This is a genomic window from Thiocystis violascens DSM 198 (genome assembly GCF_000227745.2).
GTDB lineage: Bacteria > Pseudomonadota > Gammaproteobacteria > Chromatiales > Chromatiaceae > Chromatium > Chromatium violascens.
In genome coordinates this window covers 226,209-248,588 of sequence record NC_018012.1, presented here as the reverse complement: position 1 = coordinate 248,588, position 22,380 = coordinate 226,209, and the positions used below count along the sequence as shown (strand labels likewise).

The window sequence follows — 22,380 nt, the reverse complement described above, 5'->3', positions numbered from 1 at the left end:
GGTATCCACAGGGATTATTAGAGAGGAAACACCAATGAAAAAAACCATTTTGCTCGACTCCGCACGGATCACGCTGTTCTCTTCCTTACTCATCGCCCCCCTGGCCTGGCAACCGGCCAACGCGGCATCCGCCTGCAAGGGCATGGAGCAGACCGCCTGCGAAACGAACGCGGAATGCCGCTGGCAGGCCGGCTACACGCGCAAGGACAACGTCCAGGTCGCAAGCCACTGCCGCGCGTTACCGAAGAAAAAAGAGGCCGCCACCGAACCGGCGAAGACCGTCGATAAACCAAGCACGCCTTAACGGCCTGCTGTCTGGCCGATCCTGCGGGATCGGCCACCGCTTGTCCCGCGTCCCCCCACGCATCGCTAGGTCGCTTTGCACATCAGGCGACACGGAATGTCCGGATGCCACTTACGCCGTTCGCGTCATTTCGGCGCTTCTGTCTCAGGCGAACCGGAAACCACCGACAGATCCCAGATGGATGGCGAATGGAAGAGCCGCGAGAGCTGAAGTTCGCGCTCGATCTCGATCTCGCGGGGCAGATGATCGCCGAACCGCGTGAAGAGTTCCTCCTGATCGTTGGTCTCCTGCCGCGCGACCTCGCGATCGATGTTCATGATCGCGTAAAAATCGTCACGACTGAAATCCAGCCCCTCCCAGTTGAAGGCGTCGTAGTTCGGAATCCAGCCCAGCGGACTCTCCACCCCCGCACCCTGATGATTGCAACGCTTCACGATCCACTCCAAGACCCGCATGTTCTCGCCGAATCCCGGCCACATGAAACGCGAGTGGCTGTCCTTGCGGAACCAGTTGACGCGGAAGATGCGTGGCGGCGTGGCGACATGACGGCGCCCCATCCGCAGCCAATGGCGCCAGTAGTCGGCCATGTTGTAGCCACAGAAGGGCAGCATGGCCATGGGGTCGCGCCGCATGGCGGCCTGGCCGATGGCGGCGGCGGTCGCCTCCGACCCCATGGTCGCGGCCATGTAGACGCCGTGCTCCCAGTTATAGCTCTGGAACACCAGCGGGAAGTGCTTGCTGACCCGACCGCCGAAGAGGAAGGCGCTGATCGGCACGCCCTTGGGGTTCTCCCACTCTGGGTCGATCGAGGGACAGGCCGAGGCCAGCGCGGTGAAGCGGGCGTTCGGGTGTGCGGCCGGGCGACCGCAACCGGGGGTCCAATCCTTGCCCTGCCAGTCGATCAGGTGCGCGGGCGGCTCCTCGGTCAACCCCTCCCACCAGATGTCGCCATCGTCGGTCAGGGCGCAGTTGGTGAAGATGGCGTCACGGCTGGTGGCGGCGAGCGCGTTGGGGTTGGAGCTTGCATTGGTGCCGGGCGCAACGCCGAACAGACCGTACTCCGGATTGATCGCATAGAAGCGACCGTCAGCGTTCGGCTTGATCCAGGCGATATCGTCGCCGATGGTGGTCACCTTCCAGCCCTCGTAGCCAGCGGGCGGGATCAGCATCGCGAAGTTGGTCTTGCCGCAGGCGCTCGGGAAAGCCGCCGCCACATAGAGTTTCTCGTGCTCGGGTGACTCGACTCCCATGATCAGCATGTGCTCGGCCAGCCAACCCTCGTCGCGCGCCATGACCGAGGCGATGCGTAGCGCCAGACACTTCTTGCCGAGCAGCGCGTTGCCACCATACCCGCTGCCGTAGGACCAAATCTCGCGGGTCTCCGGGAAGTGGGTGATGTATTTGTCCTCGATGCGCGCGGCGCAGGGCCAGGGGACGTCCTCCTCACCGGGGTGCAGCGGGGCGCCCACCGAATGGATACAGGGCACGAATGCGCCGTCCGGACCGAGCACGTCGAGCACGGGCTGACCCATGCGCGTCATGATGCGCTGGTTCACGACCACGTAGGGCGAGTCAGTGATCTCGACACCGATATGGGCAATCGGCGAGCCCAGCGGCCCCATGCTGAAGGGGATCACGTAGAGGGTGCGGCCCTGCATACAGTCCTTGAAGATCTCCTTGAGCAGCGGCTTGGCCTTGCGCGGGTCCATCCAGTTATTGGTTGGGCCGGCGTCCTCCTCGCGTGTCGAACAGATGAAGGTGCGGTCCTCGACCCGCGCGACATCGCTAGGGTGCGAGCAGGCCAGATAGGAGTTGGGACGCTTCTCGGGATTCAGTCGGACGAAGGAGCCGGTCGTGACCATCTCCTCGCAGAGCCGGTTGTACTCTTCCTGGCTGCCATCGCACCAGTAGATGCGGTCGGGGCGACAGAGCGCGGCGATCTCATCGACCCAGTCGAGCAATTTTCGATTACTGGTGCGCGTGGCGCCGTCGTGGGAACTGGTCATAAGTCATGGATTCCTGAAAAAGCGGTTGGAAGGATCGGGCGATCGGCCGAATCGGGGCGTTCGGAGAATGGCGAGGTTGTAAGAATGGGGTCTGACTCCACGAGGCTGTCGAGTCGACACGGGCCATGTGGGCTCGCTTAAATCTGACACCAGGAGTTAGACCCTGGATTGAAGCAAAACTGGCGCCAAAGAGCAAAAGGCCCATTGATGACGGTATCCGTTAAGGACTGGCGCGGTTCTTGAGTCGTGATCGCGCATCGTGATGAAGCGTCAGGATACCCGACACGCACCAAAAATGCCCGCGCCAACCATTGGGGTTTGAGTAAAATCATGCGATGTCAGCGCGTCGGAAGGAAGGGCACGAAGCTCGAGGATGGGTAGAGTCGCTGCATTTCTGTCAAAATAACAACACGAAAGGACCAACAACCCGCAGATCGAAATGAACCAACCCGACGAAATCGTCATCGCCCATCCCGACGACTGGCATCTGCATCTTCGCGATGGCGCGGCGATGGCGGATGTCGTCCGGCACACCGCCCGCCAGTTCGCGCGGGCCATCGTCATGCCCAACCTCAAGCCGCCGGTGGTCGACACGGCTCAGGCGCTCGACTATCGCGCGCGGATTCTGGCCGCGCTGCGCGCGGATAGCGCTTTCCAGCCGCTGATGACGCTCTATCTCACCGACCAAACGGCGCCCGAGGAGATCGCCACCGCCAAGGCGAGCGGCGCGGTGGCGGCCTGCAAGCTGTATCCGGCGGGGGCGACCACCAACTCGGAGAGCGGCGTGACCGACCTGGTGCGTCTCTCTCCGATCCTGGAGGCGATGCAGATCGAAGGTCTGCCGCTGCTGGTGCATGGCGAGGTGACGGACCCCGAGGTGGATATCTTCGACCGCGAACAACGCTTCATCGCGAAACGTCTCGACTGGATCGTGACGAATTTCCCCGCGCTCAAGGTGGTGTTCGAGCATGTCACGACGGCGGACGCGGTGGAGTTCGTCCGCGCGGGGCCGGACACGCTGGCGGCAACCATCACGCCACACCATCTGCTATACAACCGCAACGCCATCCTGGCGGGCGGCATCCGCCCGCATTTCTATTGCCTGCCGGTGCTCAAGCGCGAGCGCCATCGTCTCGCTCTGCTGGAGGCGGCCGTCAGCGGACATCCACGTTTCTTCCTGGGGACCGACAGCGCTCCCCACGCTCTCGGGGATAAGGAAAACGCCTGCGGCTGCGCGGGCGTTTACAGCGCCCATGCCGCGCTCGAACTGTACGCCGAGGCATTCGAGCAGGCGGGCGCGCTGGATCGACTGGAAGGGTTCGCCAGCCATCATGGGGCGGATTTTTATGGACTCGCCCGCAATCCGGGGACCATTCGGCTGCGCCGCGAACCTTGGCAGGTACCTGAGCAGTATCCCTTCGGCGTAAGCCGAGTCGTCCCGCTGGCAGCCGGGGAACATCTGAACTGGCGGTTGGTCGATGAAGCCGCGTCCATCGCCAAAGTTGACGCGGTTTAAGGCGCCGGACTCTCAGTCTGAGTCAACCGCACGGCATTCGATGCTGGCGGAGCGTCAAGTTCGGGATCGGTCGGTGCTGGCGGCAAGGCTGGCGCGGACTCGGAATCCGGCAGAGCTGGGGGTTCCGGGAAGGCGATTCGAGTACGGAGCACCGGACCAGCAAACATCTCCAGCAGGCTTTGATCGCGTCCGTAAATATCCGGCCGAAAGCGGACCGCGCCATGCTCGTCGGCGCGGGCGGTCAGATAATAGAGCAACACCGGCAAGGTTTTCTCAAGGTTGACGTACCGAGTACGGCTGCCGCCAAGCACCTGGTCGATCCTGCCGCGGCTCCAATCCGACTCCTGAAGCAGGATTTCAGCAAGCCTGACCGGATCCTGGACCCTCACGCAACCATGACTGAGCGCGCGACGATCGCGCGCGAAAAGGCCCTTGTTGGGCGTGTCGTGCAGATAGACCGAATGTCGGTTCGGAAACATGAATTTGACACGCCCCAGGGCATTGCGCGGTCCCGGTTGCTGGACGACTTGGTAACGCTTGTAGTTGCTCGCGTCGCCGCCGCTGGACTTGCGGCCCGTCTGACGATCGACCAGCGTGTAGCTTGAAGAGACCAGCCCCATCTTTTTCTGAATCGAGATCGGCACCGTCCAGGTCGGATTGAAGACAAGATGATCCATGGTGTCCCGGAACATTGGCGTCTGGGCGTCCTTTTCGCCGACGATCACGCGCGTACTCCAGACGATCCCGCCGTCGCGCACCACATGCGCCTTGTAGTCGGCCACATCGACGAACACGTAATCGGCGCCCAAGTCATTGTAGAGCCAGCGCATGCGCTCCAGATTGATGCGAATGCGCTCGATCTTCCCAGCATCGAACGGCTGGTTCAGGGCGGCGATCGTCGACGGACCCACCGCGCCATCCGCGGACAAGCCGAATCGCCGCTGAAAAGCGACCACTGCGGCGTGGAGCGACTCATCGAATCGCGTTGCGTCCGCCGCCGGCACCGGGATCTCCTGATCGCCGATCAACCCGAGTCGTTCCCGCACCAAGACCACCCGAGGATCGCGGTTGCCCTGTCTCAAAATGGCTCCGACCGGCAGTGGCGCGAGCCCCTCCAGATTCGCCTTGCCCAAATACCTTGCAAGCCCGCGCTTGAGATCCTCGTACCAGAAGGGATGCCGGAGCCGGGAAGACAGAAAGGCGTCTGGATCGTCGGCCTCCACCGCCCCCATCATGTCGGCGAGTAGCTGTTCGGCGGGAACTGGCTTGCGATCATTGCGTTTCGGATCGACCGCGACGGGATCGAGCTTGCCGAAACGGGTGTGATGAACATAACGTAGCAGCGCGTCGCTGAGCTTGATGTCCGCGCCGATGCGCTCCGCCTCGGAGAGTGCGTCGAAGGCATGCGGAAGACTCAGCTCGCGCAAGGTCTCCACATGAAAATCCTGGGGTGCGAAGCCCTCCAGGCGACTCTCCTCGACCAGGAGCAGAAGGGCGTCGATCCGTGCGGGCTCGGTCCAGACGAGTCGATGCTCCCGCAGCGCGTAAAACTCGGCGAGCAGACGTCCAGAGAGCAGGTGAACTCCATCGACGGCGGCGGTCTCGGACTCGCGCAACGACTCCAGGGTGCGGCCCAACAGCGAGGAGGAATGCGCCAGCGCGGGCAGAAAGGCGAACAGGAGCACAAAAATATTCGAATAAACAGGGAACTTCATCGCCCGTCCTCAAGGACCATCGCAAAGATGGCCACTATACCGTTTCTGGAAAATCCGCTTGTGTCTTCAAAATGAGACAGAGACCGAAAGCGCTCGCTCAGAGGGTGTAGACAAAAATAATTGAGCTGCTATTTGTATACCAGTCTACAACTGAGCTGGTGTGCGCTGATGTCGAAAGCTGGTCGTCCCCCCAAGATTCACGAGGCGGAGCAAGCGGTATTGCGTCAAATTGTCACGGATCGCCCGACCTCCACGCTGTCAGAGATTGCCCGGGAACTCGCGGCACGGACGGGAATCGAGGCTCATGAAGCAACGATTCGCAAGTCCTTGCGGGAGGCGGGCGTCACGCGCCTCCGGGGCGAGAGTGGTCTCGAGGCGCAAGCGCGCGCAACGCCGCGTCGGTATGGGTATACGGATGCGCATCGTCGCCACGACCCCGACCAAAGCTACCCAAGTTGTCTGACCGATGCGGAGTGGGACTTGGTCGCCGCTCTCTTTGAGATGCCGGGCGGGCGGGGTCAACCGCCCCGCGTGTCGCGCCGGAGCATCCTGGAGGCGTGTTGCTACGTGGTGCGCACGGGGTGCGCGTGGCGGATGCTGCCGCACGATTTCGCGCCTTGGCAGAATGTCTACAAGACGTTTCGCCGTTGGAGTGCGGCTGGGAAGTTTGAGCAGATGCATGATCGACTGCGGGGGCAATGGCGCGAACGCGAGGGGCGTGAGATCGCGCCGACGGCGGCGGTGCTGGATGCGCAATCGACCCGCGGCTCGCCGCAGGGTGGACCGAGCGGCTTTGATGCGGGCAAGCAGGTCAAGGGGCGCAAGCGCAGCCTGGTGGTCGATACCTTGGGGTTCGTGTTGGCGGTGAGCGTGGTCGCGGCCAATCTTCAGGACCGCGATGCCGCCTCGGGCGCCGTCGCTGACGCGGCCGCCAAGTACCCCCAGATCAACACGCTGTTTGTCGATAGCGCCTACGCCGGTCAATTTGCCCAAACCACCGAGCAGACCCACGCGATCCGCGTGGAAGTCGTGCGCCATCCAGCCAACAAAAGCGTTGGCTCCTGGCACGTGGACGGGGCGCCTGACCGAGTGGTGATCGCCAACGCCGACGGCTTCGTTCCGCTGCCGAAGCGCTGGGTTGTCGAGCGCACCCATGCGTGGAATGAGCGTGCCCGTCGATTGATCATGCATCATGACCGTCTGCCAGCGGTCTCCGAAACCTGGGTTTGGCTGGCGGAGGCGCGCATCCTGCTGCGGCGGTTGACCACAACGGTTTGATTTTGTCTACACCCTCTAAGGCTTCGCCAATCAATTGCGCCCGACCATCCTCGTGAACCGTCTCCAGACGCACGGTGAAACCCCAAAGGCGTCGAATATGGCGCAACATCTCATCGATCGAGTCGCCCAGGGGACGACGACGATGCGAAAAATGACGCAGGGTCAGCGAGCGATCTCCCTGCCGATCCACCTTGAAGACCTGAATATTCGGCTCGCGGCTGCCGAGATTATATTGCTCCGCGAGCCGCAGACGCAGTGCCCGATAGCCCTGTTCCTCATGGATTTCCGTCACTTCCAAGTGCTCTTCGCGATCGTCGTCACGAATCGCGAAAAAATGAAAATCCCGCATCAGGGTCGGCGACAGATACTGGGCGATGAAACTTTCGTCCTTGAAATTGCGCATGGCGAAATCCAGCACCTTTCGCCAATCGCCGCCAGCGATGTCCGGAAACCATTCGCGATCCTCGGCGGTCGGCCGTTCGCAGATGCGGCGGATGTCGCGCATCATCGCAAACCCCAGCGCATAGGGATTGATGCCGTTGTAATACGGCACATCGAATGACGGTTGAAACACGACCCCGGTATGGGATTGCAGAAACTCCATCATGAAACCGTCGGTGACAAAGCCATCGTCATAGAGATGGTTCATGAGGGTGTAGTGCCAGAAGCAGGCCCAACCTTCGTTCATCACCTGGGTCTGGCGCTGCGGATAAAAATACTGTCCGATCTTGCGCACGATCCGCACGATTTCGCGCTGCCAGGGTTCGAGCAGCGGCGCGTTTTTCTCGATGAAATACAGCAGATTTTCCTGCGGTTCCTCGGGCCAGCGCGATTCCTGCCGGGCACCCTCGACACCGCCCGCCGTGGGAATGGTCCGCCAGAGATCGTTGATCTGCGACTGAAGATAGGTCTCGCGCTCGCGCTGACGGCGCTGTTCCTCCGCCATGCTGAGCGGGGCCGGGCGTTTGTAGCGGTCGACGCCATGATTCATCAGCGCATGGCAGGAATCGAGCAGAAGCTCGACCTCCTCCTGACCGTAACGCTCCTCGCATTGAGCAATGTACCGGCGGGCAAAGACCAGATAATCGATGATGGCGTCGGCGCTGGTCCAGGTACGAAAGAGATAATTCCCCTTGAAGAAGCTGTTATGACCATAGCAGGCATGGGCAATGACCAGCGCCTGCATCGGTAGCGTATTCTCTTCCATCAGATAGGCGATACAGGGGTCGGAATTGATCACGATCTCATAGGCCAGACCCATCTGACCGCGCCGATAGGTCTGCTCGGTCGCGACGAATTGCTTGCCGAAGGACCAGTGCGGATAATTGATCGGCAGACCCACGGAGGAATAGGCGTCGATCATCTGCTCGGAGCTGATCACCTCGATCTGATTGCGATAGGTCTCCAGCCCATAGACATTGTGGGCGAGATTCCCGATTTCCCGGTCGAAACGCTCCAACAGAGGGAAAGACCACTCCACGGATTCGGAAATGATGTTCTGGCTCATGCCTCCTGCCTCTTGAAGAGTTCCCGGAACACGGGAAAGATGTCATCCGCGCCGTCGATTTCCTGCATGGCGAAATGAGGGTAAGCGGCCATGACTTCCTGATAGGCATACCAGAGACTTTGATGCTGGCGCGGCGTGATCTCGACATAGGCGTAATAGCGCATCAATGGCATGAGTCGATCGATCAGAAGATCCCGGCAGACGCCCGAATCCGAATCCCAGTTATCGCCATCCGACGCTTGGGCGGCATAGATGTTCCAAACGCTCGGATCGTAACGCGCGCGCAGAATCTCATCCGCCAGATTCAAGGCGCTGGACACCACCGTGCCGCCGGTCTCGCGGGAATAGAAAAACTCCTGCTCATCCACCTCCTGGGCGATGGTGTGATGACGGATGAAGACCACCTCGATCTTGTCGTAATTGCGCTTCAGAAACAGATACAACAGGATGAAAAACCGCTTTGCCAGGTTTTTGCGCGCCTGATCCATGGAACCTGAAACATCCATGATACAGACCATCACCGCCTTGCTGGTCGGCTCCGGCTGTTTCACGAAACTCTGGTAGCGCAGATCGAAGGTATCGATAAAGGGCAGCGCGGCAATACGGGTCTTGAGCCGGTCGATCTCCTCGCGCAAGGCGCACAGTTGCGGGTCATCCTCGGCGATTCCGGTGGCCAGCAGGGTCTCGATCTCGGACTCCAGTTCGCGAATGCGCGCACGCAGGGGCGCCCCGATGGCGGTCCGGCGCGCGATGGCACCTTTCAGCGAACGAACCACATCGATATTCGAGGGTGGGCCGACGGTCGCATAGCCAGCACGGATCGACTTGAATTCGGTCGTGCCAATCAGTTGATTACGCACCAGATGCGGCAATTCAAGATCCTCGAACAGCAGATCCATGAACTCCTCGCGCGACAGCTCGAAGACGAAATCGTCGTCTCCCTGTCCATCTTTGCTGGCCTTCCCCTGTCCCGAACCCTCGCCGCCGCTCTCCGGACGACGCAGGCGATCACCCTTCTGAAAATCCTTGTTGCCGGGGTGCACCATGTCACGGACCCCGCCCTTTCCATGGTGGAAGACCGGCTCCGAAATATCCCGCGACGGAATCCCGACCTTCTCGCCGGAATCGATGTCGGTAATGCTGCGCCGGTTGACCGCATCCGCCACGGAACGCTTGAGCTGGGTCTTATAGCGTTTGAGAAAACGCTGGCGATTGACCGCGCTCTTGTTCCTGCCATTCAGACGCCGGTCGATGAAGTTTGACATAGGTGCTCGCTTGGAACTGCCGCTTATCGTTCAAACTCGGAAATCAACTCGACTTCCTGACCCGCAGATACCACTCCGACAGCAGTCGCACCTGTTTCGGCGTATAGCCCTTATCGGTCATGCGATCAACAAACTGATCGTGCTTCTTTTGTTCGTCCACCGATGACTTGGCATTGAACGAGATAACCGGCAACAGATCCTCGGTATTGGAAAACATCTTCTTCTCGATCACCACGCGCAGCTTCTCGTAACTGGTCCACTTCGGATTCGCGCCGCCATTCTTGGCCCGTGCCCGCAGCACGAAGTTCACGATCTCGTTGCGGAAGTCCTTGGGATTGGAGATGCCCGCCGGCTTTTCGATCTTCTCCAGCTCCTCGTTCAGCGCCACGCGATTCATCATCTCGCCGGTATCCGGATCGCGGTATTCCTGATCCTGAATCCAGTAATCCGCATAGACGACATAGCGATCGAAGATGTTCTGTCCGTACTCCGCATAAGACTCCAGATAAGCCGTCTGCAATTCCTTGCCGATGAACTCGGCATAGCGTGGCGCGAGATATTGCTTGAGATAACTCAGATAGCGTTCCTGGGTCTCCGGCGGCAATTGCTCGCGGGCGATCTGGCGCTCCAGGACATAGAGCAGATGGACCGGATTGGCCGCCACCTCGGTGTGATCGAAATTGAAGACCTGAGACAGGATCTTGAAAGCGAAGCGGGTCGAAATTCCGGACATGCCCTCGTCGACCCCAGCATAGTCGCGGTATTCCTGCACCGACTTAGCCTTGGGATCGGTGTCCTTCAGATTCTCGCCGTTGTAGACGCGCATCTTGGAAAAGATGCTGGAGTTCTCCGGCTCCTTGATGCGTGTCAGGGTCGAGAACTGGGCCATCATCTCCAGGGTGCCGGGCGCGCAGGGCGATTCGGCGAGCGAACTGCCGCGCAGGAGTTTGTCGTAGATCTTGACCTCCTCGTTGACCCGCAGACAGTAGGGCACCTTGACGATAAAGACCCGATCCAGAAAGGCTTCGTTATTCTTGTTGTTGCGGAAGGTCTGCCATTCCGACTCGTTGGAGTGGGCCAGAATGATCCCCTGGAAGGGCAACGCCGAAAGACCCTCGGTGCCGTTATAGTTACCTTCCTGGGTCGCGGTCAGCAGCGGATGCAGCACCTTGATCGGCGCCTTGAACATCTCGACGAATTCCATGATGCCCTGATTGGCGCGGCACAGGGCACCGGAATAGCTATAGGCATCCGCGTCGTTCTGCGCGAACCGCTCCAACTGACGGATATCGACCTTGCCCACCAGCGAGGAAATATCCTGATTGTTCTCGTCCCCCGGCTCGGTCTTGGCGATCGCGACCTGTTCCAGCATCGAGGGATACAGCTTCACCACCTTGAACCGAGTGATATCGCCGCGGTATTCCTGCAACCGCTTCACCGCCCAGGGCGACATGATGGTGCGCAGATAGCGCGACGGAATCCCATAATCCTCTTCCAGGATGGGGCCGTCCTCCTCCGGCGAAAAAAGACCGAGCGGCGACTCGAACACCGGCGAGCCATGAATGGCGTAGAAGGGCCGCTCCTGCATCAGTTCCTTGAGCTTCTCGGCCAGGGACGACTTCCCGCCGCCCACCGGCCCGAGCAGATAGAGGATCTGTTTTTTCTCCTCCAGACCCTGGGAGGCGTGCTTCAGATAGGACACCAGATGCTCGATCGGCTCCTCCATCCCGTAGAACTCGGAGAAGGCCGGATAGCGCCGCAGCATCTTGTTCTGAAAGACCCGGCTCAAGCGCGGATCGTCGCGGGTGTTGACCATCTCCGTCTCGCCGATCGCCATCAGCAGACGCTCCGCGGCGCCCGCATAGGCGCTCGGGTCCGACTTGCAAAGTTGCAGATACTCGTCCAGGCTCAGCACCTCCTCGCGGGAGGCTTCATAACGTGCCTGGTAGCGTTCGAAGATCGACATAGACGTAACCTCACTCGGAAACTGATGGTGCCCACCCGGCCCGATGTCGAAAGCGCCAATTGCAATAAATGCTCGGGGCGATGAGGGTGAAAGACAAGGCTTGGTCTAAACTCAACGCAAAAATTGCGCCATTGCCAGTCAAACCGAGTCAGCGACGATACCCGAGGCTTCGGGCGCAGTTCGGCCGACGCATCAATAACGCATCGGATACCCGAAGCGGTTCAACCCCCGCGCCACAACTGGCAAAGTAAGGGGACTGGAACCAGTAGAAGCGATGCCGGATGACCAAACCTAATCCGCACGAAACAAGTGCGTCAAGCACCAGAAGGTAGGTTGGTCTTTCGACCGGCCCGCCCTGAATCAGGGCGTCTTCACAGCGACTATAGAACGCGCGCGATGCAACAGGTTCAGTGTCCGCTCATCATGAGCGCATTCCGATCCGGCCACTCCCACAGCGAGTCCAGCCGAGTCTCAGAGTCTATCCAACTCAAAGTCTAAGCCGGGTTACTGAGAGTTATCGAGAGCAGCCAAAGCGTCAGATTGCGACAAAGACAGAATGTAGGAGTCTTAATGGCGAATGTCGCCTGAGCCAATGTCGAAGCGGAGGGAGGCAATTGGGGGCCGCTTAAAAAAATGCGACATAAGCGGTTGAACTAAATATTGTTTTTTTATGGGATTGGCGGAGAGGGAGGGATTCGAACCCTCGATAGGGATTAACCTATACACACTTTCCAGGCGTGCTCCTTAAGCCTCTCGGACACCTCTCCGGGGTGTGATCACAGACGTTTGTGCTGAACGGATACCGTTGCGGCCGATGCAACATGGGGCTGTCCGCTCGATCTTCCCTGTCGTCTGTAAGCCGACTAAGATACATCAACAGCCGGACGCTTTCAAATGAAGCTTCGTCCAATGAACGGTCAGCGGCGGATCGCCAGTGATCGGACAGAACGGGACGTAGCACACTTCCGATCCGGCTCGAGTCGTGAATCATGCCGGTTGCCGCAAGTCGACCCGATCGCCATCGCCTCTATGAGCTTGCGGTCCAGAATCCGTCCGCGGAGGTGGACTTCGTGGACCGGACCTATCGGATGATCCGCTGCCGTGGCGCTCGGATTCTGAGGGAGGACTTTTGCGGTACGGCCGCCATCTGTTGCGAATGGGTGCGCCGTCGCAAGACCAATCATGCCTTCGGCGTGGATCTGGATCCCGAGGTGCTCGACTGGGGCCTGCGCCATAATCTCCAAACATTGCCGGAACACCAGCGTTCCCGGGTCGCCTTGCTCCAGCAAAATGTCCTCGCGGCGCAGACACGCCAGCCGGATATCGTGCTGGCGATGAACTTCAGCTATTGGCTATTACGCGAGCGCGCCGCTCTGCTCCAGTATTTTCGGCGGGTCCGGGCGACACTGAAGGACAGCGGCGTGTTCTTTCTGGACGCCTATGGCGGCTACGATTCCTATCGTCTTCTGGTCGAGGAGCGCCGAATCCATGACCCGGTGGGCGGCGACTTTACCTATGTCTGGGAGCAGGCGGCTTATGAACCGGTGACCGGACGGCTCGTGTGTCATATCCATTTCCGCTTCGACGACGGCTCCGGACTGGAACGTGCGTTCAGCTACGACTGGCGCCTCTGGACCCTGCCCGAGGTCCGCGAACTGCTCGACGAGGCCGGATTTTCCCGGATCCTCGTCCATTGGCAGGGCTGGGATGCCGACGGCAATCCGGACGGAGTCTTCGTGCCCGTCGAGGCCGGCGAGCCGGATGCCGGATGGATTGCCTATCTGACAGCGGAGAAATAGCGAGCCCTCAGGTCGCCGAATAGGGTAGCCGCCCATAGAGTCGGGTCAGTTCGCGCAGACGCGCGGCGTTGGCCTCGCTGACCATCTCCTCGCGATACCGCCACGTCCAGTTCCCGTTGGCCGTGCCGGGACGATTCATGCACGCCTCGGCGCCAAGTCCGAGGACATCCTGCATGGGGAACAGGGCCAGCGCCGCCACGGAAGAGAGCGCGGCGCGGATGAAGTCCCAATTCAGTTCCTCGCCGTTGCTATTGAGATAGACGCGGGCATTGTGCCGAATCGCGTCATCCTTGTCCGCCCACCAGCCAAGCAGGCTGTTGTTGTCGTGGGTACCGGTGTAGACGGCCAGCCGCCGGCGATGATTGTGCGGCAGAAAGGCGGAGCGTCCGAAGCCGCCCTCGGTATCCTCGAAACCGAATTGCAGAACCGCCATGCCGGGCAGTTTCAAGTCGTCCCGCAGTGCTTCGACATCCTCGGTGATGACTCCAAGATCCTCGGCAATCAGCGGCAGGTCGTCGCCGAGCGCCTCGCGGAGCGCATCGAACAGCGCCATTCCCGGACCCGGCACCCAACGGCCGCTGATCGCGGTTTCCTCCGCGGCGGGAATCTCCCAGTAGGCCGCGAAGCCGCGAAAGTGATCGATCCGCACCAGATCGACCAGTTCGAGCACCCGGCGCAACCGCTCGACCCAGAAACTGTAGCCGTCGGCCGCCAGCGTCTCCCAACGGTAGAGCGGATTGCCCCAGCGCTGCCCGGTACTGCTGAAATAATCCGGCGGAACGCCCGCGATCACCGTCGGGTGGCCGTGATCATCCAGTTCGAACCATTCCGGATGGGTCCAGACCTCGCTCGAATCGTGGGCGACAAAGATCGGCATGTCGCCGATCAGATGGACACCCCGCGCCCTGGCATAGGCCCGTAGTTCGCCCCACTGGCGAAAGAAGACGTACTGAATAAAGCGCTGGAGTTCGAGTTCGCCAGGGTTGGCCTTGGACCAATCGGCTAACGCCCCGGGATCGCGCAGGGCGAACTCGGGCGCCCAGTCGGTCCAGGGGCGAAGCTCGTGGTGGACCTTCAAGGCATGATAGAGCGCAAAATCTTCGAGCCAGATCCGATGGGTCTCGCAAAAATAGGCGAAATCGTCACGATCCGCCGCGGTCGCGTCCGCCTTGAAACCATTCATCGCCCGCTGAATCAGGTTATGTTTCCAGACATGAACGGCGCCAAAGTCCACTTGATCCCGCGTGAATTCAGGCGGATCGAGATCGCTCTCCTGGATCCAGCCCGCCTGCAGCAGCAGGTCCGGACTGATGAGGAGCGGATTCCCCGCGTAGGCCGAGGTGCACTGATAGGGCGAATCCTGATAGCCGGTCGGCCCCAATGGCAGCATCTGCCAAAGACCTTGCCCCGCTCCTGCGAGAAAATCGATGAAACGGTGCGCGGTCGGCCCGAGATCGCCAATCCCGTAGGGACCGGGCAGCGAGGTCGGATGAAGCAAAATGCCGCTGGTGCGGTGCATGAAAGAAGATCTCCTGACTGGCTCGGATCGAAACCCCGGAAGTCTACCCAAAGCGCGACCGAAAAGCCTTCCCGGAAACGAAATAATGCTGAAGCCAGCCTGCCAGGCGCCACGAGCACACGCGACCTCGTCGCTGGTTTCTGGCGCTTGTCCGAGCGGAGCCGCGCGGCGCCGTGTCTTGCTATCCGCCGCATGATTCGCAATAGTCACCCCCGGATCGGCCCGATCCAAATGATTTCCACGCAGGTCAACCATCGCGAGGTACGCACATGGACGCCGGATCCGGCAAAGCGATCGAGCTGATCGTGATCGTTGCGATTATTCTGGGATTTTATGTTCAGCAGCGCGCCGCCCTCGACCGCCTGAAACAAGCGCGCGAAGAGCGGCAACCGGCAGATCGGGAGACATCGGCAAGCGACGACGCCAAGCCCTCCTAGGGGCGAAGACGACCCATGGAGCCTCGCGACATCGAAGCCTTAACCGCCCGCATCGGACGCAGCCATCTGCGACAGCGACTGGGCTTGGAAGGCGATCACGAGGTCTTCGTCCTCAATCGCCCTGGGGCGCACTTTTTCTACCCGGAAAACTGGTATTCGGTGCATGGCGTCATTCGCCACTGTTTGCGCCTGAGCGGACTCTACGAACGCGCCCAGCGCAATGCCCGCGCGATCCGGCTCCGGCACAACCGGGTGGTGCTGTCCGGCCTGCCGGATGCCTTCCGGGGCTTCCGGATCCTGCATCTGAGCGATCTGCATCTGGACATGGATCCCCGCAACGCCGACGCCATCGGCGCAAGCGTCCGGGATCTGGACTATGATCTCTGCGTGCTGACCGGGGACTATCGGGCGAAAACCTTCGGTCCCTTCGAGGCGGTTTTGAGGGCGATGGCGGCACTGCGGCGCAACCTGAAGGCGCCCATCTACGCCATCCTGGGCAATCACGACACGCTCAGACTGGTTCCCGGACTGGAGTCAATGGGCATTCGCGTCCTCCTGAACGAAACCGTTCTCATCGAGCGGGACGGTCAGGCTCTCTATCTGGCCGGCATCGACGACGCCCACTACTATCGGGTCCACAACATCGACAAGGTCGCGGCGAAGATTCCCGAGGACGCAGTCTCGATCCTGCTCTCCCACACCCCCGAGATCTATCGGCACGCGGCCCACAGCGGTTTCGACCTCCTCCTCTGCGGCCATACCCACGGCGGCCAGATCTGCCTGCCGGGCGGCTTTCCGTTGACCTGGGACGCCCGCTGTCCGCGCCGACTGGCCGCCGGTTCCTGGCGCCACGGCAACCTCATCGGTTATACCTCGGTCGGCGCCGGAACCTCGGTGGTCAATGCCCGGCTCAACTGCCCACCCGAAATCACCCTGCATGAGTTGCAGACAGGCGAATTACCGCAAGCGACGGGCAACCGGGGTCAGTAATCGGTCGACCATCCAAAAACCGCCCACCACGAATGCCAGATCGATCGGCGTCAGACTCATCGGAGACTGCAACGCCAGGGCGGGAATCAATGCCTCAGGAACCTGATCCAACACCGGGACTGACGCACCCGAACGAACGTCGAAGCGCCGTTTAACGAAACTGGCCACCGCATCGCCCAGCATCGCACCCAAGGCCACCGTCAGCCCAAGCGCCCAGGGCCATCCGAGGATCGCCGCGATCCAGGGCGTCGTCAGCACACAGGCGAACCATCCCCGCCAGGTCTTGGAGGCACCGAGCCAGGGGCGCCCATCATAAAAAACGGCGCCGCCATCGACCGGCGCCGCCCAGCGATCGGCAAGCGCAAGACGTGCCGCCACCGGGACGGCGTTCGCCCAGATCACCAACAAAAGCGCGTCGAGCACGGCCATCCTGGCGCGCCAATTAAAGATGCACCCCAACGTCAACCGGTTCAGCCTCATCCAGGAGGACGTCCAGCTGCTCGCCGCCAACCCGGATCAGGGTCTCGTGATCGCCAGACTCGAAAAAGATCTCGGGCTGCTCCAGCAACTGCCTGTCGATCAGGGTGCGCCGGCCAAAGGCCGCGCCGATTGGCGGCACCGCGCCAGACTCGCAATCCGGGAACAGATCCTTCAGTTCCTGCTCGGATGCAAGCTCCGCGGCATGCCCCAGGTACAGGTGCAACCGCCCGAGATGAACGTGATAATCGGATGGAACGACAACCATCAGATACTCGTCGCCATCCTTCACCACTACCCCCTTCGCCAGTCGGTCGCCTGGCACATGCGCCACGGCCGCCGTGTCCATACTCGATGCCGTGTGCGGATGCCGCATCACGGCATAGCCGATCTCCCGCTCCATCAGATACGCCTCAAGCATTTTTGACATGGGCATGACGATGTCCTCCACGGTTGTTACAAGACTGATTTTAGTCGTCCGCTGAAGATTCGACAGGGCAAGGCGGATGCGGACGGTCCAGTCATGCCCGCTCCACCGGAAAGGCAAGCACGGCGTCGATATGCCCGGCGCCGGTTGCCATCATCAGCAACCGATCGATGCCAAGCGCCACGCCCGCGCACTCCGGCATTCCCGCCGTCAGCGCAGCGAGAAAACGCTCGTCGAGCGGAGGTTCGCGCTGTCCGCGCTGGCGCCGTGTCGCCAGATCGGCCTGGAAGCGCGCCCGCTGCTCGACCGGGTCCGTGAGTTCGCCAAAGCCGTTGGCCAGTTCGACGCCCTCGATATACAGCTCGAAACGCTCGGCCACCGGGAGCGAACCGGGACGGATGCGGGCCAGCGCCGCCTGACTGGGCGGATAGTCGACCAGAAAGGTCATGCCGCCCCGGCCCAGGCTGGACTCCAGGCAATGGGTCAGCAGCAGATCGAGCCAGGCGTCCGCGTCCAGATCGAGCCGCGCCGCGTCGGCAATGCCCGCCGCCAGCGCCGCGCCGCGCAGATCCTCGACGGTCGCCAACCAGGGATCCAACTCCAGACCCTTGAGGAACAGCTCCCGATAGCCGATGCGCTCCACCGGCATCGCCGGGCGTTGGAGCGCCGTGCGCACCAGCTCGGCGACCTCGTCCATGAGTCGACGATGATCCCAACCGGGACGGTACCATTCCAGCAGGCTGAATTCGGGGTGGTGGAAGCGACCGCGTTCGTCGTCGCGGAAGACTTTGCAGATCTGATAGATCGGACCGCTACCGGAGGCCAGCAGTCGTTTCATCGGGAATTCGGGCGAGGTCTGAAGATACAGCGTTCGGCCTGAACCGCCCCCCGCTCCGGCCGCGCCGACGGCCAGACTGGCCAGCGCCGGATCGGTGACCGCCGCCTGAGAGAGGATCGGCGTCTCCACCTCCAAGACGCCCGCGAGCGCGAAAAAGCCGCGCAGGCGCGCGAGCAGATCCGCGCGAGCCTGGAGCATGGCGAGCGCCGCGCTTGAGCGCCAGTCGTTGGGAAGTCGCCCGGCCGGATCGTGGTTCATGCGTCCTTGACGCGCGAGACGTATTCTCCGATGCGGGTGTCGACCTTGACCAATTCGCCCGACTGGACGAACAGCGGCACGCGCACCACGGCGCCGGTTTCCAGCGTGGCCGGCTTGCCGCCGCCACCCGAGGTATCGCCCTTGAGCCCCGGATCGGTCTCGACGATCCGCAGAACCACGAAATTGGGCGGATCGACCGCCAGCGGAGCGCCGTTCCAGAGGGTCACCTTGCAGACATCGTTATCCTTGATCCACTTCGCGGCCTCGCCGACCGCGTTCGCATCGGCGGTCATCTGCTCGAAGCTACCCGGATCCATGAAGTGCCATTCCTCGCCGTCGTTGTAGAGATACTGCATCTCGGTATCATGGACATCGGCCGCCTCGACGCTATCGCCCGACTTGAAGGTCTTTTCCACGGTTCGCCCGGTCTTCAGATTGCGCACCCGCACGCGATTGAAGGCCTGGCCCTTGCCGGGCTTGACGAACTCGTTCTCGACGATGTTGTACGGATCCCCGTCCAGCATGATCTTGAGCCCGCCCTTGAATTCACTGGTACTGTAAAAAGCCATGCCATCCTCGTTTTCTGTGAAGCCAAATCGCGCCATGGTAACGCGAAGCCTGGCGACTTGTCAGACCAAACCCTGTCAGAGCGAATCCTGGCGGCATTCCCTCGCCGCGTCCTTCACCGATGTCGCGGCCCTGCTTGAGTCGCTCGGACTGCGCGAGGCGGACATCCCGGATCTCGACCGTGCCACCCCGCCTTCCTTCAGAGTCCTGGTCACCCGCGAATTCGCCGCCTTGATGCGACCGGGCGACCCCGAGGATCCCTTGCTCCGACAGGTTCTGCCGCTCGCGCTCGAACAGGCGAGGATCCCTGGCTATGTCATGGATCCGGTCGACGACACCGCCGCGGATCGCGGTCACGGCCTGCTGCAAAAATACGCGGGGCGCGCCTTGCTGATCGCCACCGGCGCCTGCGCGATCCATTGTCGTTACTGTTTTCGGCGTCATTATCCCTATGCCGGCCTGGGCTCCGCGGCGGCTCGCAGCGCCTCCGCGCTCGCCCGGATCGCCGCGGATCCCTCGCTGTCCGAGGTCATCCTCAGCGGCGGAGACCCCTTGATGCTGGCTGACGATCAACTTGAGAGGCTCGTCGCCCAACTCGATGGCATCGGGCACCTGCGTCGGTTACGCATCCATACGCGGCTGCCTGTCGTGCTGCCCAATCGGGTAACCGAGCGATTTTGCGCGATCCTCGCCGATTCGCGTCTGGACGCCGTGGTTGTGATCCATGCCAATCATCCCCAGGAATTAGGGGCGGATGCCGAACAGTCGCTAGGATTGCTGCGCCGCGCCGGCGTCACGGTCCTCAATCAGAGCGTCCTGCTGCGGGCGGTCAATGACGACAGCACGACGCTCGGCCAACTCAGCGAGCGGCTGTTTCGCTGCGGCGCCCTGCCCTATTACCTCCATCAGCTCGATCCAGTCTCCGGAGCCGCCCATTTCCAGGTCAGCGACCAGCGCGCGTGCCGGCTGATACAAACCCTGCGCCAACAGCTACCGGGCTATCTAGTGCCGAGACTGGTACGCGAAGTGCCAGGGGCGGACTCGAAGATGCCGATTTAAGGGGCAAGGGGCAAGGTGGCAAGAGCATTAACTATGGAGCCGTGATGCCCCCTGCGCCCTTCGTGGTGTCCTTGAAGCCGTTCGTGGTGAGGTTCTCGAACCATGAACGGCTTCACGCGCCGAGGCCCGGGTCGAAAAATTTTTTTCCGCAAATCGTCAAAAATTAAACTGGTACGGCCGCCACGCAAACAAACACAATCTTGCCCCTTGCCCCTTGCCCCTTGCCCCTTGCCCCTTGCCCCTTGCCCCTTGCCCCTTGCCCCTTGCCCCTTGCCCCTTGCCCCTTGCCCCTTTTTCCCTTCCCCTAACCGCCCGTAAAGGCCGATAATCAGGCATCAGCGATTTATCGGGCTACGCCGGCACGCTTGGGATGTCTGTGCAAAATCAAACCCTCACACTCTTGATCGTTACCTCCGAGACAAGCGAAGCCGAGCGGTTGATCGGCACCTTGCGCGAGGACGGTCTGGCGGCGACAAGTGTCACGATTCCGCAGGCGGATCGCCTTCAGGATGTCATTACGCAGCGTTCCTGCGACATGATTCTCTGCTGCGGTTATGATCGGGACGTGGATCTCGATCACGTCTTCGCCGCGTATCGCAAGCTGGATGCCGATGTTCCGTTCATCGTGATCGGGGAGGCGGATCGTCATGCCGGAGATCTGATCAAGGCGCGACGTGGAGGCGCGCGGGATCTGATCGGACGCAACGATAACGAACACCTCAAGCTCGCGGTCTCGCGCGAATTTACCGATCTGCTGAAACGACGCGAAGCCCGCGCGCTGAACGAACGTCTCCGGCTCTGCGAACAGCGCGACCGCGAGTTGATCGACGTCACCAGCGCGGGCGTCGCCTTCGTCCAGGACGGTCTGCATATCGATGCCAATCAGGCCTACCTCGACCTGTTCGGCTACGCTGATCTCGATGAACTGCAGGCGACGCCCTTTCTTGATCTCTTCATGCCCGAACAGCAAAAGCAGATCCGCGATCTTCTGCGCGGCGGCGATGCCTCCTCCCTAGGCGAGCCATTGGAACTCACCGTCGCCTGCCGGCGCGCCGACGTCAGCCAATTCAAGGCGCGTCTACTCGCCGCGCCCTCCGAAGTCGACCACGAACCCTGTCTGCGACTGATCCTGAACGCAATCGACGCCCCCGCCGGAACGGCGAACACTGGCGCCACTCAACCGGCGGCGACCAGCGAAACGGGACTCGCCAGCCTGCTGACCGAGATCGACGCGCATATCGATTCGGAGCGCATCGTCGAACGGCCATTCGCGATCTTCTATCTCCGCGTCAAGAGTAGCGCACGGCTTCTCCGCGATTTAGGATTGATTCATGGCCTTGAAAAGCTGAAGGAGTTCGCTGAAATCCTGACGTCGAGCGTCGCCGGACGCGGCTTTCTTGCCCGCGTGAACGATGACGGTTTCGGTCTGATCGTCGACGGCCTGAGCGAGTTCGAGGCCAAGGCGTTTGCCGAACGCCTGATCGCGACCGCCCGCCTGACGGGCCAGGCCGCCGCCAGGGACGGCGAAGAACCCGACTGCGAGATCGGTTATTACCTCGTCAGGGATCGCGCTGCGGCGGCGGAAGACATCCTCGATGCCGCCTATCGGCTGTGCATCGGTCATGACTTCGCCGCCCAGGGGCAGACATCAGGACAGTCGCCCAGTTCGCTGGCCGCGGGCGCCCACCAGGAGGGAGAGGAAGGGGAAGCCGACATCGTGCGCAAAATCGAATACGCATTGCAGAACGATCAATTCAAGCTCGTCTATCAACCCATCATCAGTCTCATGGGCGACAATCAGGAAAACTACAGCGCTCTGGTGCGCCTGTTCGACGAGCACGAAACGCTCTACGAGGCCAAGGATTTCATCGACCCCGCGATCCGCGCGGGCCTGATCGAACAGATCGACAAATGGGCGATCCGCGCCGCGATTCAGGTCATCGGCGAACAGCGACGCGCCGGGCATAACATCAGTTTATTCGTCAACCTGTCCGAGGACACCTTCCGCAATCCCAATATTATTTTGTGGATCTGCGATTGCCTGCGTGAATTCGATGTCCGCGGCAACTGGCTGACATTTCAGTTCCAGGAAGAATTAGTCGTCGGCAATCTGGCAAGTATCGGCAAGCTGGTTGAGACGCTCAAAAAAATCAAATGCCGTGTCGCGGTGAATCGATTCGGCTCGATCGAACGCCCCGAGTTGCTGCTCCAGGGGCTGAAGCTGGACTATGTACTGTTACAGTCCAGCTTCGCCCAAGAGCTGGCGGACGACCCGGCCAAGCAGCAGCAACTCATCGCGCTTGCAACGCTCGCGCGCGAATTCAACGTCAAGAGCATCGTGACGGGCGTCGAGGACGCCCGCGCACTCACCGTCCTCTGGACGGCTGGCGTCGACTATGTGCAGGGAAATTTCCTGCAACGCCCGTCACCCACGCTCGAAGTGCAAACCTGA

Annotated in this window: 18 protein-coding genes and 1 tRNA gene; 8 read left to right on the top strand and 11 right to left on the bottom strand. The window is 61.3% G+C overall.

What is annotated here, in order from left to right; genetic code table 11:
• Nucleotides 1–34: 34 nt before the first annotated feature.
• A complete protein-coding gene (locus THIVI_RS01155; RefSeq protein WP_014776815.1) occupies nt 35–304 on the top strand; it encodes a hypothetical protein in 270 nt (89 codons plus the stop codon).
• A 125-nt stretch (nt 305–429) separates the two neighbouring features.
• Here the strand turns inward: THIVI_RS01155 and THIVI_RS01150 are convergent, their stop codons facing one another.
• The gene (locus THIVI_RS01150; protein ID WP_014776814.1) at nt 430–2,310 is read right to left on the bottom strand and encodes a phosphoenolpyruvate carboxykinase (GTP); all 1,881 of its coding nucleotides are present in this window, start codon (nt 2,308–2,310) and stop codon (nt 430–432) included.
• 439 nt (nt 2,311–2,749) lie between these two features.
• Here THIVI_RS01150 and pyrC point away from each other — a divergent pair, with 439 nt between their 5' ends.
• Nucleotides 2,750–3,826: a dihydroorotase gene (gene pyrC, locus THIVI_RS01145; protein ID WP_014776813.1), complete on the top strand. Its 1,077-nt coding sequence runs from the start codon at nt 2,750–2,752 to the stop codon at nt 3,824–3,826.
• On the opposite strand, the gene THIVI_RS01140 is transcribed toward pyrC, so the two are convergent.
• Entirely contained in the window at nt 3,823–5,541 is a 1,719-nt protein-coding gene (locus THIVI_RS01140; protein ID WP_014776812.1) for a L,D-transpeptidase family protein, read from the bottom strand. The genes pyrC and THIVI_RS01140 overlap by 4 nt on opposite strands.
• Before the next feature lie 168 nt (nt 5,542–5,709).
• On the opposite strand from THIVI_RS01140, the gene THIVI_RS23240 reads away from it, so the two are divergent.
• Complete coding sequence (locus THIVI_RS23240) at nt 5,710–6,819, top strand: IS5 family transposase (protein WP_041447215.1); 1,110 nt, start codon at nt 5,710–5,712, stop codon at nt 6,817–6,819.
• Here the strand turns inward: THIVI_RS23240 and THIVI_RS01130 are convergent.
• From THIVI_RS01130 to THIVI_RS01115, 4 genes are all read right to left on the bottom strand, one after another.
• Nucleotides 6,725–8,326, bottom strand: a complete 1,602-nt coding sequence (locus tag THIVI_RS01130) for a SpoVR family protein (protein WP_014776810.1) — start codon at nt 8,324–8,326, stop codon at nt 6,725–6,727. The genes THIVI_RS23240 and THIVI_RS01130 overlap by 95 nt on opposite strands.
• Entirely contained in the window at nt 8,323–9,591 is a 1,269-nt protein-coding gene (locus THIVI_RS01125) for a YeaH/YhbH family protein (RefSeq protein WP_014776809.1), read from the bottom strand. Before THIVI_RS01125 ends, THIVI_RS01130 begins: the two co-directional genes overlap by 4 nt.
• 43 nt (nt 9,592–9,634) lie before the next feature.
• Nucleotides 9,635–11,557 (bottom strand): PrkA family serine protein kinase, encoded by a 1,923-nt coding sequence (locus THIVI_RS01120; protein ID WP_014776808.1) that lies wholly within the window; start codon nt 11,555–11,557, stop codon nt 9,635–9,637.
• A 677-nt stretch (nt 11,558–12,234) separates the two neighbouring features.
• Nucleotides 12,235–12,324 (bottom strand) — tRNA-Ser (locus tag THIVI_RS01115).
• A gap of 222 nt (nt 12,325–12,546) precedes the next feature.
• Between THIVI_RS01115 and THIVI_RS01110 the strand changes: the two genes are divergently transcribed.
• Complete coding sequence (locus THIVI_RS01110; protein ID WP_014776807.1) at nt 12,547–13,356, top strand: class I SAM-dependent methyltransferase; 810 nt, start codon at nt 12,547–12,549, stop codon at nt 13,354–13,356.
• A gap of 7 nt (nt 13,357–13,363) precedes the next feature.
• On the opposite strand, the gene malQ is transcribed toward THIVI_RS01110, so the two are convergent.
• Nucleotides 13,364–14,875: a 4-alpha-glucanotransferase gene (gene malQ / locus THIVI_RS01105; RefSeq protein WP_014776806.1), complete on the bottom strand. Its 1,512-nt coding sequence runs from the start codon at nt 14,873–14,875 to the stop codon at nt 13,364–13,366.
• 269 nt (nt 14,876–15,144) lie between these two features.
• On the opposite strand from malQ, the gene THIVI_RS24375 reads away from it, so the two are divergent.
• Complete coding sequence (locus THIVI_RS24375; RefSeq protein ID WP_014776805.1) at nt 15,145–15,312, top strand: hypothetical protein; 168 nt, start codon at nt 15,145–15,147, stop codon at nt 15,310–15,312.
• 15 nt (nt 15,313–15,327) lie between these two features.
• Nucleotides 15,328–16,302, top strand: a complete 975-nt coding sequence (locus THIVI_RS01100) for a metallophosphoesterase (protein ID WP_014776804.1) — start codon at nt 15,328–15,330, stop codon at nt 16,300–16,302.
• Here THIVI_RS01100 and THIVI_RS01095 read toward each other — a convergent pair.
• The 4 genes from THIVI_RS01095 to efp all read right to left on the bottom strand — a co-directional run bounded on the left by THIVI_RS01095 (nt 16,270) and on the right by efp (nt 18,871).
• Nucleotides 16,270–16,731, bottom strand: coding sequence for a CDP-archaeol synthase (locus tag THIVI_RS01095; RefSeq protein WP_041446761.1), 462 nt, complete (start codon nt 16,729–16,731; stop codon nt 16,270–16,272). The two genes, THIVI_RS01100 and THIVI_RS01095, sit on opposite strands and share 33 nt — an antisense overlap.
• Before the next feature lie 13 nt (nt 16,732–16,744).
• Entirely contained in the window at nt 16,745–17,215 is a 471-nt protein-coding gene (locus THIVI_RS01090; protein ID WP_014776802.1) for an aminoacyl-tRNA deacylase, read from the bottom strand.
• 85 nt (nt 17,216–17,300) lie between these two features.
• A complete protein-coding gene (gene epmA, locus THIVI_RS01085) occupies nt 17,301–18,302 on the bottom strand; it encodes an EF-P lysine aminoacylase EpmA (RefSeq protein WP_014776801.1) in 1,002 nt (333 codons plus the stop codon).
• A complete protein-coding gene (efp, locus tag THIVI_RS01080; RefSeq protein WP_014776800.1) occupies nt 18,299–18,871 on the bottom strand; it encodes an elongation factor P in 573 nt (190 codons plus the stop codon). Before efp ends, epmA begins: the two co-directional genes overlap by 4 nt.
• A 34-nt stretch (nt 18,872–18,905) precedes the next feature.
• On the opposite strand from efp, the gene epmB reads away from it, so the two are divergent.
• Together epmB and THIVI_RS01070 are read left to right on the top strand one after the other, a co-directional pair.
• Nucleotides 18,906–19,928 (top strand): EF-P beta-lysylation protein EpmB, encoded by a 1,023-nt coding sequence (gene epmB / locus THIVI_RS01075; RefSeq protein WP_014776799.1) that lies wholly within the window; start codon nt 18,906–18,908, stop codon nt 19,926–19,928.
• Nucleotides 19,929–20,298: 370 nt separating this feature from the next.
• Nucleotides 20,299–22,380: an EAL domain-containing protein gene (locus THIVI_RS01070; RefSeq protein ID WP_014776798.1), complete on the top strand. Its 2,082-nt coding sequence runs from the start codon at nt 20,299–20,301 to the stop codon at nt 22,378–22,380.